Source organism: Pseudoalteromonas sp. JSTW (assembly GCF_013423925.1).
In the GTDB taxonomy this organism is placed as follows: Bacteria; Pseudomonadota; Gammaproteobacteria; order Enterobacterales; family Alteromonadaceae; genus Pseudoalteromonas; species Pseudoalteromonas lipolytica.
Window position 1 is genome coordinate 743592 of record NZ_CP058973.1, and the last position, 16988, is coordinate 760579.

The 16988-nt window shown below is 39.4% G+C and carries 11 protein-coding genes; 7 read left to right on the plus strand and 4 right to left on the minus strand.

Features of this window, described 5'->3' with window-relative positions; genetic code table 11:
- Positions 1 to 65: 65 nt before the first annotated feature.
- On the minus strand, positions 66 to 5894 hold the full coding sequence (locus GZH31_RS19485) for a DUF4011 domain-containing protein (protein WP_180311774.1): 5829 nt from the start codon (positions 5892 to 5894) through the stop codon (positions 66 to 68).
- Between the two features lie 423 nt (positions 5895 to 6317).
- On the minus strand, positions 6318 to 7022 hold the full coding sequence (locus GZH31_RS19490; protein ID WP_130052460.1) for a hypothetical protein: 705 nt from the start codon (positions 7020 to 7022) through the stop codon (positions 6318 to 6320).
- A 398-nt stretch (positions 7023 to 7420) separates the two neighbouring features.
- Between GZH31_RS19490 and GZH31_RS19495 the strand changes: the two genes are divergently transcribed.
- From GZH31_RS19495 to GZH31_RS20080, 4 genes are all read left to right on the plus strand, one after another.
- Entirely contained in the window at positions 7421 to 8392 is a 972-nt protein-coding gene (locus GZH31_RS19495) for a calcium/sodium antiporter (RefSeq protein WP_180311775.1), read from the plus strand.
- Positions 8393 to 8456: 64 nt separating this feature from the next.
- Positions 8457 to 9284, plus strand: a complete 828-nt coding sequence (locus GZH31_RS19500; protein WP_180311776.1) for a mechanosensitive ion channel family protein — start codon at positions 8457 to 8459, stop codon at positions 9282 to 9284.
- Between the two features lie 108 nt (positions 9285 to 9392).
- The gene (locus tag GZH31_RS20075) at positions 9393 to 9806 is read left to right on the plus strand and encodes a hypothetical protein (RefSeq protein WP_062565910.1); all 414 of its coding nucleotides are present in this window, start codon (positions 9393 to 9395) and stop codon (positions 9804 to 9806) included.
- A gap of 95 nt (positions 9807 to 9901) precedes the next feature.
- The gene (locus GZH31_RS20080) at positions 9902 to 10375 is read left to right on the plus strand and encodes a GGDEF domain-containing protein (RefSeq protein ID WP_062565911.1); all 474 of its coding nucleotides are present in this window, start codon (positions 9902 to 9904) and stop codon (positions 10373 to 10375) included.
- 60 nt (positions 10376 to 10435) lie between these two features.
- Here GZH31_RS20080 and GZH31_RS19510 read toward each other — a convergent pair whose 3' ends face one another.
- Positions 10436 to 10960, minus strand: coding sequence for a hypothetical protein (locus GZH31_RS19510; RefSeq protein ID WP_180311777.1), 525 nt, complete (start codon positions 10958 to 10960; stop codon positions 10436 to 10438).
- A gap of 940 nt (positions 10961 to 11900) precedes the next feature.
- On the opposite strand from GZH31_RS19510, the gene GZH31_RS19515 reads away from it, so the two are divergent.
- Positions 11901 to 12377 carry a hypothetical protein gene (locus tag GZH31_RS19515; protein ID WP_074988506.1) on the plus strand — a complete coding sequence of 159 codons (477 nt, stop codon included), beginning with the start codon at positions 11901 to 11903 and terminating at the stop codon, positions 12375 to 12377.
- Here GZH31_RS19515 and GZH31_RS19520 read toward each other — a convergent pair.
- A complete protein-coding gene (locus GZH31_RS19520; protein ID WP_036972448.1) occupies positions 12374 to 13579 on the minus strand; it encodes an anhydro-N-acetylmuramic acid kinase in 1206 nt (401 codons plus the stop codon). The two genes, GZH31_RS19515 and GZH31_RS19520, sit on opposite strands and share 4 nt — an antisense overlap.
- Positions 13580 to 13839: 260 nt before the next feature.
- On the opposite strand from GZH31_RS19520, the gene GZH31_RS19525 reads away from it, so the two are divergent.
- Together GZH31_RS19525 and GZH31_RS19530 are read left to right on the plus strand one after the other, a co-directional pair.
- Positions 13840 to 16578 (plus strand): TonB-dependent receptor domain-containing protein, encoded by a 2739-nt coding sequence (locus GZH31_RS19525; protein WP_074988504.1) that lies wholly within the window; start codon positions 13840 to 13842, stop codon positions 16576 to 16578.
- A 176-nt stretch (positions 16579 to 16754) separates the two neighbouring features.
- Entirely contained in the window at positions 16755 to 16988 is a 234-nt protein-coding gene (locus GZH31_RS19530) for a hypothetical protein (RefSeq protein WP_065978546.1), read from the plus strand.

Consider the following 16988-nt stretch of genomic DNA (forward strand, 5'->3'; position numbering starts at 1 on the left):
CTTTATCATTCCATTTTTTACAAACTCCTTTTTAGATAAAAACATGCATTTAAAATAGGTAGAACCTATTCAGCTAACGAAAGCCACTGCTCAAATTGCTTAATAGTAGTTTCATGCTTTCTTTTTAAGCCCAATTCAGAGCACATCTCTTCTACAGGGTTTGAACTATTATTATTTTTAGCAAACGTTGCTAATCCCAGCGCTTCTTCATAAGCAAGCTCTTTCCAGTTTCTTTCATATCCAAACGCGTTAACACCTCGCCATTGAATTAACTCGCAAGTATCTTCAGGAGATAACCAAACTGTTGGCGAGAAACCCGCATTCTCTTTAATTCCTGCCCATGGCTTTAAAAGCTCATAAATATAATCAACTTGCTTTTTACTGGTGCGTGTCAAGCCATGTAAGTTAGCAATCTCCAATGCCAAAGTATGTAATGTGATACCAGGCCTTTCTTTCAATGTTTCTTGTGCAATCTCGATTAATCGTGATTTATATTCTTCTTTAAAGTAGTTGCTTGCATCAAGTACATTACTGGTAAGCTGTTGAGTATTTGATACAAGAGACGTTTCATGTTGAGCTGAAGGTGTTTTGTAATTAGTACTAGCAGCCGTTTTTAGAACCTCTGCTTCTGCTTCTGCTTCTGCTTCTGCTTCTGCTTCTGCTTCTGCTTCTAACAAGCTATCCTTTTCTCTTTCAGTAGCAAGTATTTCATTTAACTTTGAATCTAGCTTTTTAAGTGCGGTTTCTGAATCTACAAAATAGTCCGTAGACCAGAGCCTAACGATATTCCAACCTAAGCTTTCAAGGATTATTTGTCTTACACGATCTCTATCTCTAGCTGCTGGTGAGCCGTGATATGTTGCACCATCGCATTCAACACCTGCAATGTAGCATCCGGGTTTATCTGGATGAAGAATCCCCAAATCAACTCTGAACTTACTGACACCAACCTGTGTTTGGACCTTCCAACCCATGTTGCGTAATTCGTTTGCAACGGCTTGTTCAAAATCACTATCAAACTGATCCACTCCATAACGAGCCGACGTACTTTCCGCAAGTGAAATAGGCCCCCTTTCAGCAAACTCTAAATAATGTTTTAAATGTTCGATAGCAGTTGAAGAGGTACGGCTCAAATCAATCATTGAAGAGTCAAAACTACTAAAAATTACGACTTCTGTCGTTGCTCTCGTAATAGCAACATTAAGTCTGCGCTCACCACCTTGTTTGTTTAATGGACCGAAGTTCATACTCATCGTTTTCGCTTCTGGCTCAGTAGGACCATAACCTAAACTAAGCATTATGATATCTCGCTCATCACCTTGAACTGACTCTAAGTTTTTAACAAAAACAGGCTCTCTAGTTTCTGCTTCATGAAAATACTTTTCAATTTTTGGGTTATTCCTTCTAGCATCATCGAGTAAGTCTTCAATAGTGCGTTGCTGCTCTGTGTTTAAAGTAACGACACCAATTGACAATTTCTGTTGCTGCTTGTTGAGCAATCGCTTAGTGATTTCGTTCACAACAGCCTGTGCTTCTTTGATATTGTTCCGACCCTTGCCCTTTGCATAAAGGCCATTAACCCGATGTAAAGAAACAGCTGACTCTTTTGTCTCTGATGATGGGTAAGTTACTAATGAGTTTTCGTAGTACTTGCTGTTTGAGAATGCAATTAGAGTCTCATGTTTGCTTCGGTAATGACCCATCAACCTTTTTAGCGGTAATCGAGCAGCTAAAGCTTGATCTAAAATAGATTCAAGATCTTCTTCATCTGGGGCATCGGAAGTACCGGCCGCGAAGAAGTTGGTTGGAGGCATTTGTTTAGGATCACCAACAATAATTACATTGCGCCCTCTGGCAATTGAGCCGACAGAATCCCATGTTGTCATTTGAGATGCTTCATCAAACACAACTAGGTCAAATCCTCTAAAGTCTGATGGTAGAAATTGAGCAACAGATAACGGTGACATCATCATACATGGAGTAAGCTCCAGCAATGACTCCCCAAGCTCTTTAATCAAAGATCTAATTGGGATATGACGAGTTTTTTTCTGGATCTCTTTCGACAAAACTCCGAAGTGACGGTCGTTCTTAGCATCTTTAATTTCAGTAGTTGGGACTCGACTTGAAGCGAGAGCAATAATGTAATCACTTGTTACTTCAGCTACTTTTTCATCTAATTTACGGAATGCATCTATAGTAGCTTCATGTGTTGAAGCCTTAAATTCTCTTAAAATTTCACTGTCATCAATCAAAAGAGGTGCAAGCCAAGAAAAATAAGCTAATTCAAATTGCTCTAGTAATTCTGAAGATGAAATAACACCTTGGCATAATGCCTGCTCAACAGAGTCTAGACCTACGCTATTAGCTTGATCTTTGGCGCTGACCCATTCACACCAGCTTTTAAGTTTCGCTTGATTGTTTTTTATTACACTTAAGGCTTGACTTAATTCAGTTAAATTTGAACCTGAAGTCTCTGTGACATTGAAATCGAGTAAGTTATTGTGCGCCTGTTCAAATTCTTTATAACTAAAGGCGAAATCATCTAATTTAGCCTCTAGTTGAGAGTTTTCAATAAAATCTCTGCCGTCAACAAATTGCTTTTTAATTACTATTAAAGCTTCTGTTGGGTCATTACATAACGAAAGAGCGCTATTTAACTTAGCTTTTACTTTTCTTCCGAACCCCACGGTAGCTATTAAGTCTTTCGAAGTTGTTAACCAACCTTTCCAAATACCTAACGCTTCAAGTTCATCATTAGTTTCAGAAATATCATTGGCAAGCTGCTTTGCTTCTAATAGCTCAGCTAAAATAGAAAGATCACTAAACTTCTTAAACCCAAACTCATTTGCTTGTTTATTAACTTTCCACTTAGCAAATAGAGATTTAAGCCAACTACTATTTGCAGCTTCATATTCTGAGTACCACCTGCTTATTGGAGCTTTCAATAGCTGACTAACTTCAATATTGCTACCTAGCTTGCTAATAAGCTCATCTAACTTTTCTTTTTTGAGAGCTAAGTTCTCTATAAGCTCAAATCGCTCGTTAAAGCCTGATTTTAAGACAAAAGTTATATCACGGTACTTCACAAGTTCTTTTAATTCATAAAATGAATTCAAGGCCAAGAAATTCTTGTTGTTCAGCTCAGGTGCATCGATGCCTAGGGTAGAAAGAGCCGATTGGAATTTATCTGTAATACTTTCAAATTCAATAAACCAAGCTTCAACTTTATTTATTAGCTGGCTTTGCCAAACATTTGACCATGCAGTAGCATTTATATAAGAGAAGCTAGTAAAGTCGAGTTCTTGAATATCTTCAAAGGCAATTTTAAGCTGCAAAACGATTTCATTTAGTGTGTTCAAGTCACTTTTTAAGGTTTTATCTGCACTTAAATCTAATGGCCAATTTAAGTTAAGTTTGACTTTCCCCTTATGAAGAGCAAGCCTTGATATTGCGTCTCGAACGGATACTCCTGACTGTGATTTTTTATGTAGCTCTCTCACATAATCATTTAACTTATCTTTTTTATCCTTTAGCTCAGAAACATGCATAGACCACGCATTAGGATTTAATCCCTCTCTTGATTGCCAAGCCTGAGCTAATTGCTCTAAAACGACCTTTTTGTTCGCTTTATTACTGTGAAGCTCTAAACATAGATGGTCCAAACCTACTTTTTGCAATCGCTTGTATACTACATTCAATGCAGCCATTTTTTCAGCTACAAATAAAACCTTCCGCCCCTTACCAATATTATGAGCGATAATGTTAGCTATTGTTTCGGATTTACCTGTCCCCGGAGGTCCTTCAAGTACAAAATCTTGCTCTTTTGCTGAAGCATCAACAGCAACTAATTGCGAACTATCACAATTAAGAGGCGTAAACACTTCAGCAGGGTCTATAGCCTCATCAACTTGATGTTGTTCAACAAACTCAGCAGATTGAATATAAGCATCTTTTGGACTTTCTACTAAGTGCTGAACAAATCGATTTTCTTTTAAGTCATCCAATCTGTCTCTTAAATCTTTCCACATCAAATATTTTGCAAATGAAAATGAAGATAAAACTAATTCCTCAACTACCTCAAATCCCTTTTGCTCACTGACAGCCTGCCTTACCTGACTCCAAATAAATGGAACATCTATCCCACTTTCATCTTCAGGCAGCTCATCTTTAAATACATTTAAGTTGATATCGTGTTCAGATAGCAAAAACTCGATCAAAGTAAGATTAAAGATTGCTTCCTCACCTTGTAATTGCTCAACATAAATGGGAGCTCGAGCACTTTTTCGAGTGAGGTTAACTGGAATAAGAATTAATGGGGCTTTAAAGCTTCGGGTATCCTCTGGGTTCTCTTTCCACTTAAGGAAACCCAGTGCTAAGAAAAGTGTATTTGAACCACTTTCTTCTAAATCATTTTTTGCTTTCCGAAACAGCTCGATAGCATTTTTTTCTACCTTTTTAGGAGGCTGATTAGCTAATAAAATTTTATTATTTAACTGATTAAGAGCGTACTCTTTATGTATTTCCGAGCCGGTTTGGAAACGAAATAACTCACTGTCTCGTTCTGAATCAAAATATGGACTTTCTTGAGTTGATAAGAATTTAAACTTTGTCCCATCCGCCAACATATCTTCCATATTAGCTATATCAGGACAATATAACTTTATACATACCGACTTATCATTGAAATTTAAAAGTTTATTTCTCTTAGTTAAATCAAGAAGCTTTCGGCACCATGAGTCAATGCGTGTTTCAGGGCTTTCTTCGACAACACGCTCTTCAGCACGAACGGGAGGTAAAGGAGGAACTTCAGGTAAAGTAAGTTCAACTGTTTCATCTACTGATTCAGTTTCAGCTTTAGCCTCTTCTATAGTTGATAACGGTTTAATTGACTGAGCTCGTGCTTGGCCAATATCTAAAACCATTACAAACTCTTCTTCTTTATCCTCGGCAAGTAAATTTCTGGCATGATCTTTTGCTTGTTCAAATGTAACAGGGGAAGCATTTGTTACGAGCGTTGTTTCAAACAAGACTAAATCTCGGTTATCCACGCGCTTTCTTATATCCTGTGGATCATCATTACAAAGAATTGGCAACTTCTCATCAATTAACCAAGCACCAGCAAAAGCATGCCCACTAGTGATAGCCACCACAGGATTTAGACCCATAGCTTCTATACAACTTGCAAATAAGACAGAAGAATCTAAACAAGCGGCCATTTTAGATTGGCTGATATCCGCTGCTAGACGAATTCGTTGGCCTGTTTTTGCGAAGCCTTGAGGAGGGCTGACATATGCTAACTTTTCTTGAAAAATGACATTCCAAAGCGCAGCAAGCATCAAATATGGCTTTTCTCTAGTGTTCGACTGATATCCATCTACTGAGCGTCCATGGCCACTACTTTCTAAAAGTAAAGCGACTTTTCTAACTAAAGACTCTACGTATAAACCATTTGGCTTTACAAAAGCCGCTAGTAAATCTGGCTGACGACTCTCTCCACCCCAAAAATTGGCGGGGAGAATACTCACTTTATGCTCACTACTACACAGGAGAAGGTTTTCATCATCCAGTAGCTCAAATTTAAGCCCTAGAAGAACTTCTTCGGTCAGGCCAAAAAGTGTTTCAAAAGGAAATTTAAGTTCTTTGACTGGTAATTTAACTGACTGTCCAGAAATCACTTCATCAATAAGCCACTCAGAGGAGTCTAACCAACCTTCAATAGCATTCAATCTTAACTTTAAATTACGATGGACTGGTTTGTCGTAACATTCCGGTACAATGATTTGGATATTACGCAAAACTGAATATGAATTTTGCTGTGCAGCTAGTGAAAAAGTAGAAATCACATCAACTTCTAATTCAATATTGCCTTGGTTTTGCTTATTAACTTCTTCCATGAGAGATTGTAACCCTTTGTTCTTGCTTAAGTAGCAATAGTAGTTTTAACCAATGTAACTAGAACATTAGGATTGGTCAAGAAACGGGCGGCACACATTTAATCTATGTCAAAAAGTTTTTGGTTAACCTACACAGTTGAGTGGCTTAAAATTGTTGTGCAAAGAAGTGGCCAATACAACGACCCTTCCAGAACAAGGTATAACCTTAATATAGAAGTTTCTGCCTCAAAACTATTCAAAATACGAGCTATAAAGGTCCACTTTGAGCTAAAACAGACGGTCGTTCTAGCTCATTTTTGGACATAAACGCGTTAAAATATTTGAAGAGTCATGACTAAATTAAGGCATAAAAGTATGCCACTACATGGTAGTATTTAGTAAGGAACGCTGTGAATTCATTTCAGCACAATATGGGCACTAAGCCTAATAACTTGTGGCGTTTCTTTTTAACTGTGACAAGATATTATCATTCAATTTTAACCAATTAGTTTCGTATTCCCATGTCTTTTTGAAGTCGTCATTGCTCCTTGAACTTTCAAGCATTTCTCTAAAATCGAAAACACCTAGAAAATTATCAGCCGTAACATCATACCTTCCATAACCTCGGTTTTCAGGCACAATATATTTTAAAAAATTAGATTTAAAATCAGATATAGTGCTTACTAGTTCCTTTGAATCATTTAGTTTTTCTTCTAAGAATTCTTTTTCAAAACCTGTAATTGTGCCTGTCGCTTCTAAAGCACCAGATTGGTTTATAGCGATTCCCCAATTTTTATAGGCCAATGAAGGGTTCTGCCGATTTATATCTGAAAGAAGTGAGTCATAGGGAGACAGCATTTTTTCTACCGCCTTAGGCACACTACCTCCCGGCAAATATAATTCACCAGTAGCAACAGCTAGCTCATGCATATAGTCATCAACTGTTTTAGTTATGTCTATCTGGCTCGATGTCATCGTCAGCGGTTTGGTATACGTTTGGTTTAGCTCTGGAGGCGCGCTTTCATGATATACGTCATCCGCCAATTTTTTAAGCTCAGTTTCTAAAAGAGCCTTGCCATTTATAGGTGACTCTAAAGTCACATTTTGAATATTAAGTGGTTGCGGTAAACTTCCAGAATTAACCTTCATAATACGTCCCTGATTTAGTGATGTAATTTTATATCGGCCTATTTTGATGATTCTTTATATTTATCATTTTTTAAAAAAGGGAGCCAAGCTAATTGTATTATTATTAGGGATGGATTATTCTTGAAAAACTTAGGGGAGTAGTCTCTTGCATTAAGCAAGGAAACTGTCAACAGTCTCCGGGCAACATCGCTCGTGGCAGTTTCGAACCGTATCAGGTTTTGACAAGACTTAAGGCAATGAGTCATTTCGGGCAGAGATGGTTTGTTGTCTTTTTAGTCTAGTCTGCCCTAAGGGTAAATAATGAAACTACATCGCTGCCAAAGTTCACTTCATTTTGCAAATAGACCAGACAACTCTGCCATACACCCTTCAGGTATTGATATCGCGGGGGCTCAGTCATGGTTTTAGCTATAGCCGCTATTATTGCAGGGTTTGCCTTACTCGTATGGAGTGCAGACCGCTTTGTTGAAGGGGCGGCATCTACAGCAGGCCATGCTGGCTTGCCTTCAATTTTAATTGGTATGGTCATTGTTGGTTTTGGGACTTCGGCTCCTGAAATGGTCGTATCAGCAATGGCTGCAAGTGATGGAAACCCTGATTTGGCGTTAGGTAATGCACTCGGGTCCAATATTGTAAATATCAGCTTAATTCTTGGTGTAACAGCCATCATTGCCCCTATCACTGTTCAGTCTAAAATTGTTAAAAACGAGCTTCCCTTATTATTAGTTGTCGTACTTTTTTGTGGGTACTTGCTGTATGACGGCGCTTTATCAGTGATTGATGCAAGTCTGTTGTTGGGCGGATTAGTCTTGTTCTTAGCATGGTCAGTCTATTCAAGTATGAAATCACCAAGTGATACCCTCGAAACAGAATTTGATACTGAGCTTAAAAGTCACGCCATGTCTTTAGGGAAAGCAATTTTCTGGCTCACCGTGGGCTTAACATTACTCATTATTAGCTCTCGCATACTTGTTTGGGGAGCGGTTGAAATTGCAACTGCGCTCGGTGTCAGTGACCTTATTATCGGCTTAACTATCGTTGCATTAGGGACATCTTTGCCAGAGCTTGCAGCTTCTATTATTGCCGCTAAAAAGGGAGAGCATGACATCGCCATTGGCAATGTTGTGGGGTCGAATATGTTTAACATCTTAGCTGTAATTGGTATCGCTGGTATTATTGAGCCTATCCCTCACATTTCTACAGACGTACTTTACAGAGATTGGAGTGTGATGCTTGTACTTTCCGTCATGTTATTGGTTATGGCTTACGGTTTTGGCCGACAAGGCAGAATAAATCGTTGGGAAGGTAGTATCTTGCTTGCTTCCTATATTGCTTACAATGGCTACTTAGTTACCAGTATCATTAAATAACATTTATTGCTAAATTGTTTAGAGCAAAGCGCATATTTTATTTATATTAAAAGGGAAATCACCGATGGACACCATCATAAACTTTTTTTCTGAGCATCAATTGCAACTTATAGCAATAGCAAAGAATACGCTGCTGACTATTTTCATTTTTATTGGGGCAAATATTTGTTCAAAATTACTAAAACGTGCCGTACATAAAGGTGTTTACAGACTGAGCAAGCAAGATGAAATCATTACAAAACTGCTTACCACGCTTTCAGGCTATGTGGTTTATTTAATTGCAATTGTGATTATTTTAGATTTATTTGGAGTCAATACGGCCAGTCTTGTCGCACTCGTCGGTGCCGCAGGCTTAGCGATTGGTCTAGCCCTAAAAGATACGCTCAGTAATGTGGCTGCGGGGGTCATGCTACTTTTCTTAAAGCCTCTAAAAAAGGCAGAGTTTGTTGAAGTGTCAAGCTATACAGGGAGTGTAAAAGATTTAGGTCTATTTACCACTGTCCTTGAAACCGCCGATGGTGTTTTTGTATCAATCCCAAATAGCACGGTTTGGGCAAATGCGATAAAAAACTTTACGAGAAACGAAAAGCGTCGCATGGATATAACTGTGGGTATTTCTTATGGTGATTCAATTGAAGATGGACTTGCGGCATTAAGGGAGCTTGTTAGTGAAGAATCTCGAATTTTGATTGAGCCAGCCCCTCAGTATTTAGTCCACACATTAGCAGATAGCTCTGTGAACTTGCAGCTTCGTGCTTGGGTCGCTACACCACATTACTGGGATATATATTGGCAAACACAGCGTAAAATTAAAGATAAAGTGGAGAGCAAAGGGATTACTATTCCGTTCCCTCAACGTGATTTGCACATAATAAACGGCGATAAAAAATAATGAAAAACCTCGCTCAGTCCTAGCACGTTTTTCTATGATAGAGTGACAGGACTGGGCCTTTGCTTGAGAGCATAGCTCGCGTGTAATAATTTAAAAACAGAATTTACTATGCTCAAATATTGGTATAAAAACATTCCAGCACACCACAATAGTCCTGAGCTATTTTGGCGAAGCCGTTTGATCGCCCATTCTTTATTGATATGTACTGTGTACTTCTTTGTACTGACTGTTATCAATATCTTTAAATTCAACAGCTATGAACTCGCTTTGCTTGATGCGGTTGGGCTAACTTTGTCTATTTTACTATATGTTTGGTTCATTAAAAGCTCAAAAATTAAAGCGGTTTCATGGGCTGTGGTGTTATTGATTAACAGTTTAATACTGACATTTATTATCTCAATTAACGGCGCGGCCTATTCATTATTTTGGGCAACATTAATTCCTCCATTTTCATTTTATTTAGTAGGTCGAAATTGGGGAAGTTTACTTAGCTTTTGCAGTGTGTGCTTTTATAGTTTATGAACACTCACAGAATCCGGAACCTCTTAAAATTGGCCTTGGCTCTGTTTTTAATATTATTGAAGTTGCCATTGCTCACATTGTCTTATTTCGTTTCTATGAAAAAACTCGCTGAAACCGATAAACTCACTGGATTGTTTAATCGAGAAAAACTAGATAGAACGCTTTCAAGTTTACTAAAAAGCTCGAATTTTGGTTTCATACTACTAGACATTGATTATTTTAAAGAAATAAACGATACCTATGGTCACTTGGAAGGCGATAAAGCGCTTGTCATTGTTTCAAATAAATTAAAGTCAGTATCTCCAAGTAAAGCGTTATGTGCTCGTTGGGGTGGCGAAGAGTTTGTAATCATCATTGAAGGGGCAACCTTAGATGAAACAAAAGAGGTTGCAACGACCATTATTACAGATATAAATGGTATTTATTTTCACGAAAAAAGATTGTCAGTCAGCTGTGGAGTGACGATTAATCACAGTGATGATAATACGCTAACAGTAATTGAACGTGCTGATTTAGCTCTATATCGTGCAAAGAAAAATGGCAGAAATCGAGTTGAATATAATGAATGAAACTTGGATTAATTTTGTGGTCATTACGTTCATTAATGACCACATTTTGAATGTTTAAAGTTATCTTGCAGAGTGCTTCAATGACGACACAATGAATTGACACTTTTCTTGCTCAATACTTAGAGGGTGATTATTCATTAATTTAGAAATATCATAAGCTAAAAGGAAACTTCTACCACCATCTTTATCTAGCTCACCATAATCAATGTCCGTTTCTTTATAAAAGTCCTTGCTATGTGCCACTTCATTTCGGAGTTTTATTAAGTTAATCAAAGTCTGATAAATTTTACTTTCATTGTCTGTAATGAGCTTACCAGATGATAAAAGGAACCCTAATACATCTAACTTTTTACTTAAGTTCATTGAAAGAAACGCTGTTGCATGTCTTTTGTGATCAGCTTTAGGGAAATGACGAAAAGCCCATGAGATGATGCCTTCATTAAGCAAGCTTTCCAATGAAGCGGCAGCAACTAAGATAAAGGAGTATTTATTTGAATTGAAGAATGCATCATCATCTTCAGTGTGTGCCGGCAGATATTCTGCTGATTCAATTAGTCCTCTAGAGGAAGTAAATACAAAATGCATTTCCAAAATTCTGATGCCTCGTTGCTTTATAGCGCCCCGCACTGCAATGGCTTGTTATGTTTCAAATCGTTGAGTTTTGCTTTTGGCAAATTCTAAGGTCTTTATTAGTAACGTAAAGCCTGAGGCCATTAATAAGCCACCTACAATGAAATAAAATAATACAGGATTTTCATTAAGTTTAACGCTAAATCCAAATGCTGAAAATTGCATTTCGAAAATACTGAACAGGCTATAAATAAAAACTATAACGGATAAAATAAAAAGTAGTTTATTTCCAAATCTATAACTCATAAGTCAACTTTTCCCTTTGAAACATGACATGTCTATAGCGAGCGAATCGCGCGTTTTTCTAACACAGTGTCGCTCGCTTTTCTGAATGACTCATTTGTAACAAACTTCTTAACTAATTGCCATTAAGACTAAAATGCAGTAGTTCTAGCTTTTGTCTCAGGACAAAAAAGAGCGATTGGGTCGCTTTCCTGACTATGCAAGCAATATACTTTGACGAAATAGAAAAGCAATTTTGAATGGCCGAAGTTCGCTCTTTTGAGTAATTCGCCTAAACACGTCTTGGGGCATTTTTAAGTTAAGAGACAGCACAAAAAAGGCAGGTTTTTGATTAATCCAAACTGAGCTTTGTATTACCTACAGTACTTGATATTTTAATTATGATTCATCTGTAGCTTTGAGGTAAATATACAGGTATCACGCCTTATCAGAAAACCCCAAATATCGATATTTCTCTCCACCCTAAAACCCTTTACCAGACAAGACTTTCTATTCCAATCTTGTCAGAAACCATTCCAGTTTTGGAACAGAAAGAACACAATTTTAGTTGTTCATAAAATAAATAATCCCCCTTATGACAATAGTCATAATTCTGTCATTTAATTGATCAATAATTGGCGCTAATTTAATCAACTAACGTAATGAAGAAGTAATGAACAGTGCTTTGGTGCAACTTTCGTTTGCACTCCCCTCTAGTGATGATCCCTTATGTGCGGCACTTGAGCATACAATGGAATACGAACAACTGCATTTTGTTGCTAACGAGCAAAAGCAGGTTTTGTTTTATTGTGTGCTACCCGAAGATGCGCATGAGGGCGATGTGATCTCTATTAGTGCGACTTATCCTAATGCGCGTGAATCAGCGTATTTTACTGCGCGCACACTGACGCAACATGACCTAGATCAGCAGCTTATTATGCTTACGTTAGAAAACGTGACACAAAGTGGTGAATTTGTATTGCAGCTAATGCTTCATGGTAAGCATGCAACATTGAAAGACAGCGCGCAATTCGACGTGGGTATCGCTGCCAACGCATCGCCACAATTAGCGCCGACAAACCACGCTAAAAATCAGGGTTTTCGGCACTATATCAGTAATCTTGGGGCAAGTTTCTTAGCGTTTTTCTAATCGCAAAAGCTTATTTTACCCATGGTAATATCGGGGATCCCTTGCTCGGTATTACCAAAACGCTGTTGACCCCCCGACAAACACTCATTTGCCAGAATCGCAAACAATACCGCCTCTTTCGCATCTGGATTAATGCCTAAGCTATCGGTGTTTTTAATAGCTGAAAGCTGCGGGCAATTCGCTAAGATCATTTTCATTAGCAGCGGGTTATGCACTCCACCGCCACTGGCATACACTGCAATATCGGTCAGTTTTTCACTGCATTGGTTGATTGCTTTAGCAATCATTAAAGCCGAAAACGTGACTAAAGTGGCCATAACGTCGTAATGAGACAGATCGCTCGTGTTAGAACGCGCTTGAGCAGACGCTAAATACTCTAGGTTAAATACTTCTGGTCCTGTTGTCTTTGGAAAATCTAAACTAAAGAATGCATCACTGCATAACGCCGCTAACAAAGCGTCGTTTGCGGTGCCTTTACTGGCGATTAATGCATCTTTATCATACTGAAGCGGAGCAAAATGACGCTGTACATACGCGTCCATAATGGTATTGCCTGGGCCAATGTCTGAACTAAAAACAGCTCGCGCATCGGCAGATTTTGGTAAATAGGTAAGATTAGCAATCCCCCCCATATTTAACAAAATACGATTTTCTTGATGACTTGTGAAATACAAATAATCACCGTATACCGCCAAAGGAGCACCTTCTCCACCCGCAGCAATATGCTTTTGCCTAAAGTCGCCAATAGTGGTGATCCCTGCGGTAACCGCGAGATGATCACTGTCACCAATTTGTAACGTTGCATTACCGTATTCAGGGCGTTTGTGCTGAGTTTTAGGGCAATGATAAATAGTTTGTCCATGACTTGCTATTACATCGATATGCTCTTTATCTATACCCCAGCTCGCTAAAGTATGTGCAACCATCTCGCCATGAAGCTGGCCTATCCACGGGTTAAGTAAGGTTACTTCTTCAAGGTCGCATTCTCGCTTTGCAAACACCCGCTTAACGCGTGATTTATAATTATCGTCGTAATCAACGGTAGTAAACTTAATAACATCAACATGGGTATTCATGCCTTGCCCAGAGACCTCACACAGCGCAATATCAAGGCCATCTAATGAGGTGCCACTCATCAGACCAATAATTAATTTTTTTTCTTTTTTTGCACTTAAATACAGTTTTTCAATATGTTGATGCATAAATAAATCACTTAAAATCAGCTTGTTATATAATAATAAGCCGCTTGATGGATTGGAATAGTTTATATTTTAAAACAATACATTTAAAGAATAATTATTGCAAAGATTTTTAATTTGCTTTAAAACTGTACGGGTGAGCTCCCCAAAAGGAGAACACAACAGCCATCATAACAAAAAGTATGACGCATTAAATTAACTAAATGGTCTTGGTCGCATACCAACCAGCGTTGATTTAAATGATAAAACGCTAGGGAATCAACATGAAAGCAAAGACAACTCACACAAAACGTTCGCTACTGCTGCTCTCACCACTTGCTATTGCTGTAAGCTCGGTTATGGGGGTGGCGCACGCTGCAGATACCGAACAAGCCAAAAAGCCTGAAGTAATCACTGTAACAGGCTCACGTATTCAACGAACCGAATTAGTTTCAAGCAGCCCTGTTGTCAGCGTTGATGAAGCACAAATTCACCTAGACCGTGCGGTAAACGTTGAAGATATTACGGCTAAACTGCCACAAGCGGCAGCAGGTGCAAATAGCACAGGCGCAACCGTTGGCGACTCGTTTGGCTCATCGACGATTGATTTACGTGGCCTAGGTCAAAACAGAACACTTGTGCTTATTGATGGTACACGCGCTGTACCTTTTAGTTTTCGAAACTCAGTTGACGTAAATACGATTCCGGCAGGTTTAATTAAGCGTGTTGACGTGCTTACCGGCGGTGCTGCTGCGGTATACGGTGCTGATGCCGTTGCAGGGGTTGTAAACTTTGTATTAGATGATGATTTTACCGGTGCTGAATTCTCGACGAGTTATGAAAGTGCAGATGGCGGGAATGAAAAACTTAATTTTGAAGCAATTTTCGGGGGTGATATCGCCGAGGGTCGCGGCCACGTTACCGGATATTTAGGCTACACCGAACGTAAAGAACTTTTAGCAGGCGAGCGAAGCTACGCCCTTGATAACTCAACACCGCTGATTAATAGTGGTGGTTACTATACCGATGTTGCATCAGGCAATAGCCTTGCTATAACAGATGCTGGAAGTGTTTCAAATGAGCGTCAAACGACTGATTTTACAGCCGATCGTTACTTAACCCAACCAATGGATCGCTTTTCAACTGGCTTGTTATTCGATGTTGATGTAAGCAACAGCGCCGTTGCATATGGGCGTGCCATGTATTCGAAAGTGACTGTAAAGGGAGCGGGTGCCAGTGGTCAAACACCTATTTTTGTGAACGAGCAAGTCACTCTTACCAGTAATAACCCGTATATTCCTAGCGAGTTACGTGACCAACTAACGTTTGATAGCGAAGGTAATGCACGTGTAAATGTAGAGCGAAACCTTGGTTTAGGTGTGCAACATACAGAAGCCGTTCGCGATTCAATGCAATTTCAATTAGGTTTAAAAGGCGATTTAACCGATTACTTACGCTACGATGTGTATGGTCAATACGGTAAAACCGACGAAGTAGCAACCATTTATAACAATGCCTATCGCAATGACAACAGTGGCAACAGCCGCTTTGCAGCGCTAGCTAACTCAGTGGACATTTTTGATCCCAACCTCGACTTAACTGATTTCAGCGACCCACTAATTTATACCACTCGCGACCGTACACAAAGTGTGATTTCAGCAACTTTATCGGGTGATTCAGGGTTCTTGTTTGAGCTTCCTGCTGGCCCTGTCGACTTTGCCGTTGGTTACGAATACCGTAAAGAAACCGGTAAACAAACACCGGGCGATGCGTTTAGAAATGGCACCAGCTTTGCGTCAATTAGTGCATTTGATATGGACGCAAGCTTCAGCTCAGAAGAGTTTTATGCTGAGGTATTAGTGCCTATTTTAATTGATCAGCCCTTTGCCGAAGAGCTTAGCTTTGAAGGTGCTTATCGCATTTCTGACTACTCAAACACTGAAGCAGAAGACACCTATAAACTGGGTATAAACTGGGCAATTAACAGCGATATTCGTATTCGTGCAAACCGCTTAACGGCGTTTAGAGCACCTAACTTAGGTGAATTTGCCAGCCCTATTACGGCACTTTCGCTGTCGTTATTTGATCAAAACAGTGATCAATTTGTCCCTCGATTAGCGGGCCGTTATAACGGCGATCCTTGTTTGCTAGGTACGGGCGATGCAAGCCAATGTGCTGCATTTGGTGCGCCGCCAGTTGGCACTGAGTTTGACTCAAGCACAGCAAAATACACGTACGGCGGAAACCCAAATATTAAACCAGAGCAAGCTGAATCTGATACTTTGGGCATTGTTTACACTCCTAGCTATTTAGAAGGCTTTGATTTATCGTTAGATTATTACAGCATTCGCGTAACGGATGCGGTAAGTCAAATTCAACCAGGTGCGGCACTGCAAAGCTGTTACATTGACGATCCTAACCCGAATAACCCATTGTGTGGTGCAGTACTTCGCGATCCGAATACTGGGTTTATTAGCACAGCTATTGTTAACGACTTTAACTTAGCAGCAATTGAGCAAGCAGGTATTGACGTTGCGGCTAACTACGTTATTGATGCCCCAGCTCAAATGGGCGGTCGCTTTAGATTCTCGTACCAAGGTAACTTTGTTACTAAACAAACTCGCCAAAATAACAGCACCGTGGCAGAAGTAGACTGTAAAGGCACCTATGGCAGTGCGTGTTCTGGTGACTTTGCGAGTATTTTACAAGCAGACTATAAACACCGTGCAAGCATTGATTGGCAATTAGATAACATGAATTTCCAACTTGGCTGGCGCAGAATCGGGGAAGTAGAGTATGCTGTAGACCGTTCAGAAACAATCTCAGCACAAAATTATCTTGATTTCGCAGCAGCATGGCAAGTTAATGAGGAACTTGCTGTTAATTTTGGTGTCGATAACTTGTTAGACCGTGAACCACCAACACCTGAAATCGGTGCAAACCACTTTAATACCGTAAGTGATTATAGTGTGATTGGCCGCTCTGTCGGTGTTTCACTGAGATACGCTCCGAGTTTTAATTAGTCCTACTGTTTTAGCTACACAGGATTAATCCCCTCAAGCGCACCCTGCCCGGTGCGCTTTTTTATTGCTTCAAGATAGACCACTTAATTAAGCGAATTAGTATAATATTTAATTTTAACGCCTTAATAATTAGGTCAAAGTACCTAAATAAAAACTGATAAACAGGGAATGTATACATGCCATTTAATGAACAAGAACGCGCGGCTTTATTAGCGCTTAAAGGGGTCGGCCCCACAGTAGTAAAACGCTTTGAAGAAATAGGGATTGACTCATTTGAGCAGTTAGCAGGGTTCGATGCAAACACAATTGCTGAGCGAGTTGCCTCAATGCTACAGACAAGCTGTTGGAAAAATAGCCCGCAAGCAAAAGCGGCGATTAACGCCGCTATCACACGCGCTAAGCAAGGCTAA

Coding starts and splice junctions, on each gene's coding strand:
- GZH31_RS19485 (WP_180311774.1), bottom strand. CDS start 5,894: ATGGAAGAAGTTAATAAGCAAAACCAAGGCAATATTGAATTAGAAGTT.
- GZH31_RS19490 (WP_130052460.1), bottom strand. CDS start 7,022: ATGAAGGTTAATTCTGGAAGTTTACCGCAACCACTTAATATTCAAAAT.
- GZH31_RS19495 (WP_180311775.1), top strand. CDS start 7,421: ATGGTTTTAGCTATAGCCGCTATTATTGCAGGGTTTGCCTTACTCGTA.
- GZH31_RS19500 (WP_180311776.1), top strand. CDS start 8,457: ATGGACACCATCATAAACTTTTTTTCTGAGCATCAATTGCAACTTATA.
- GZH31_RS20075 (WP_062565910.1), top strand. CDS start 9,393: ATGCTCAAATATTGGTATAAAAACATTCCAGCACACCACAATAGTCCT.
- GZH31_RS20080 (WP_062565911.1), top strand. CDS start 9,902: ATGAAAAAACTCGCTGAAACCGATAAACTCACTGGATTGTTTAATCGA.
- GZH31_RS19510 (WP_180311777.1), bottom strand. CDS start 10,960: ATGCATTTTGTATTTACTTCCTCTAGAGGACTAATTGAATCAGCAGAA.
- GZH31_RS19515 (WP_074988506.1), top strand. CDS start 11,901: ATGAACAGTGCTTTGGTGCAACTTTCGTTTGCACTCCCCTCTAGTGAT.
- GZH31_RS19520 (WP_036972448.1), bottom strand. CDS start 13,579: ATGCATCAACATATTGAAAAACTGTATTTAAGTGCAAAAAAAGAAAAA.
- GZH31_RS19525 (WP_074988504.1), top strand. CDS start 13,840: ATGAAAGCAAAGACAACTCACACAAAACGTTCGCTACTGCTGCTCTCA.
- GZH31_RS19530 (WP_065978546.1), top strand. CDS start 16,755: ATGCCATTTAATGAACAAGAACGCGCGGCTTTATTAGCGCTTAAAGGG.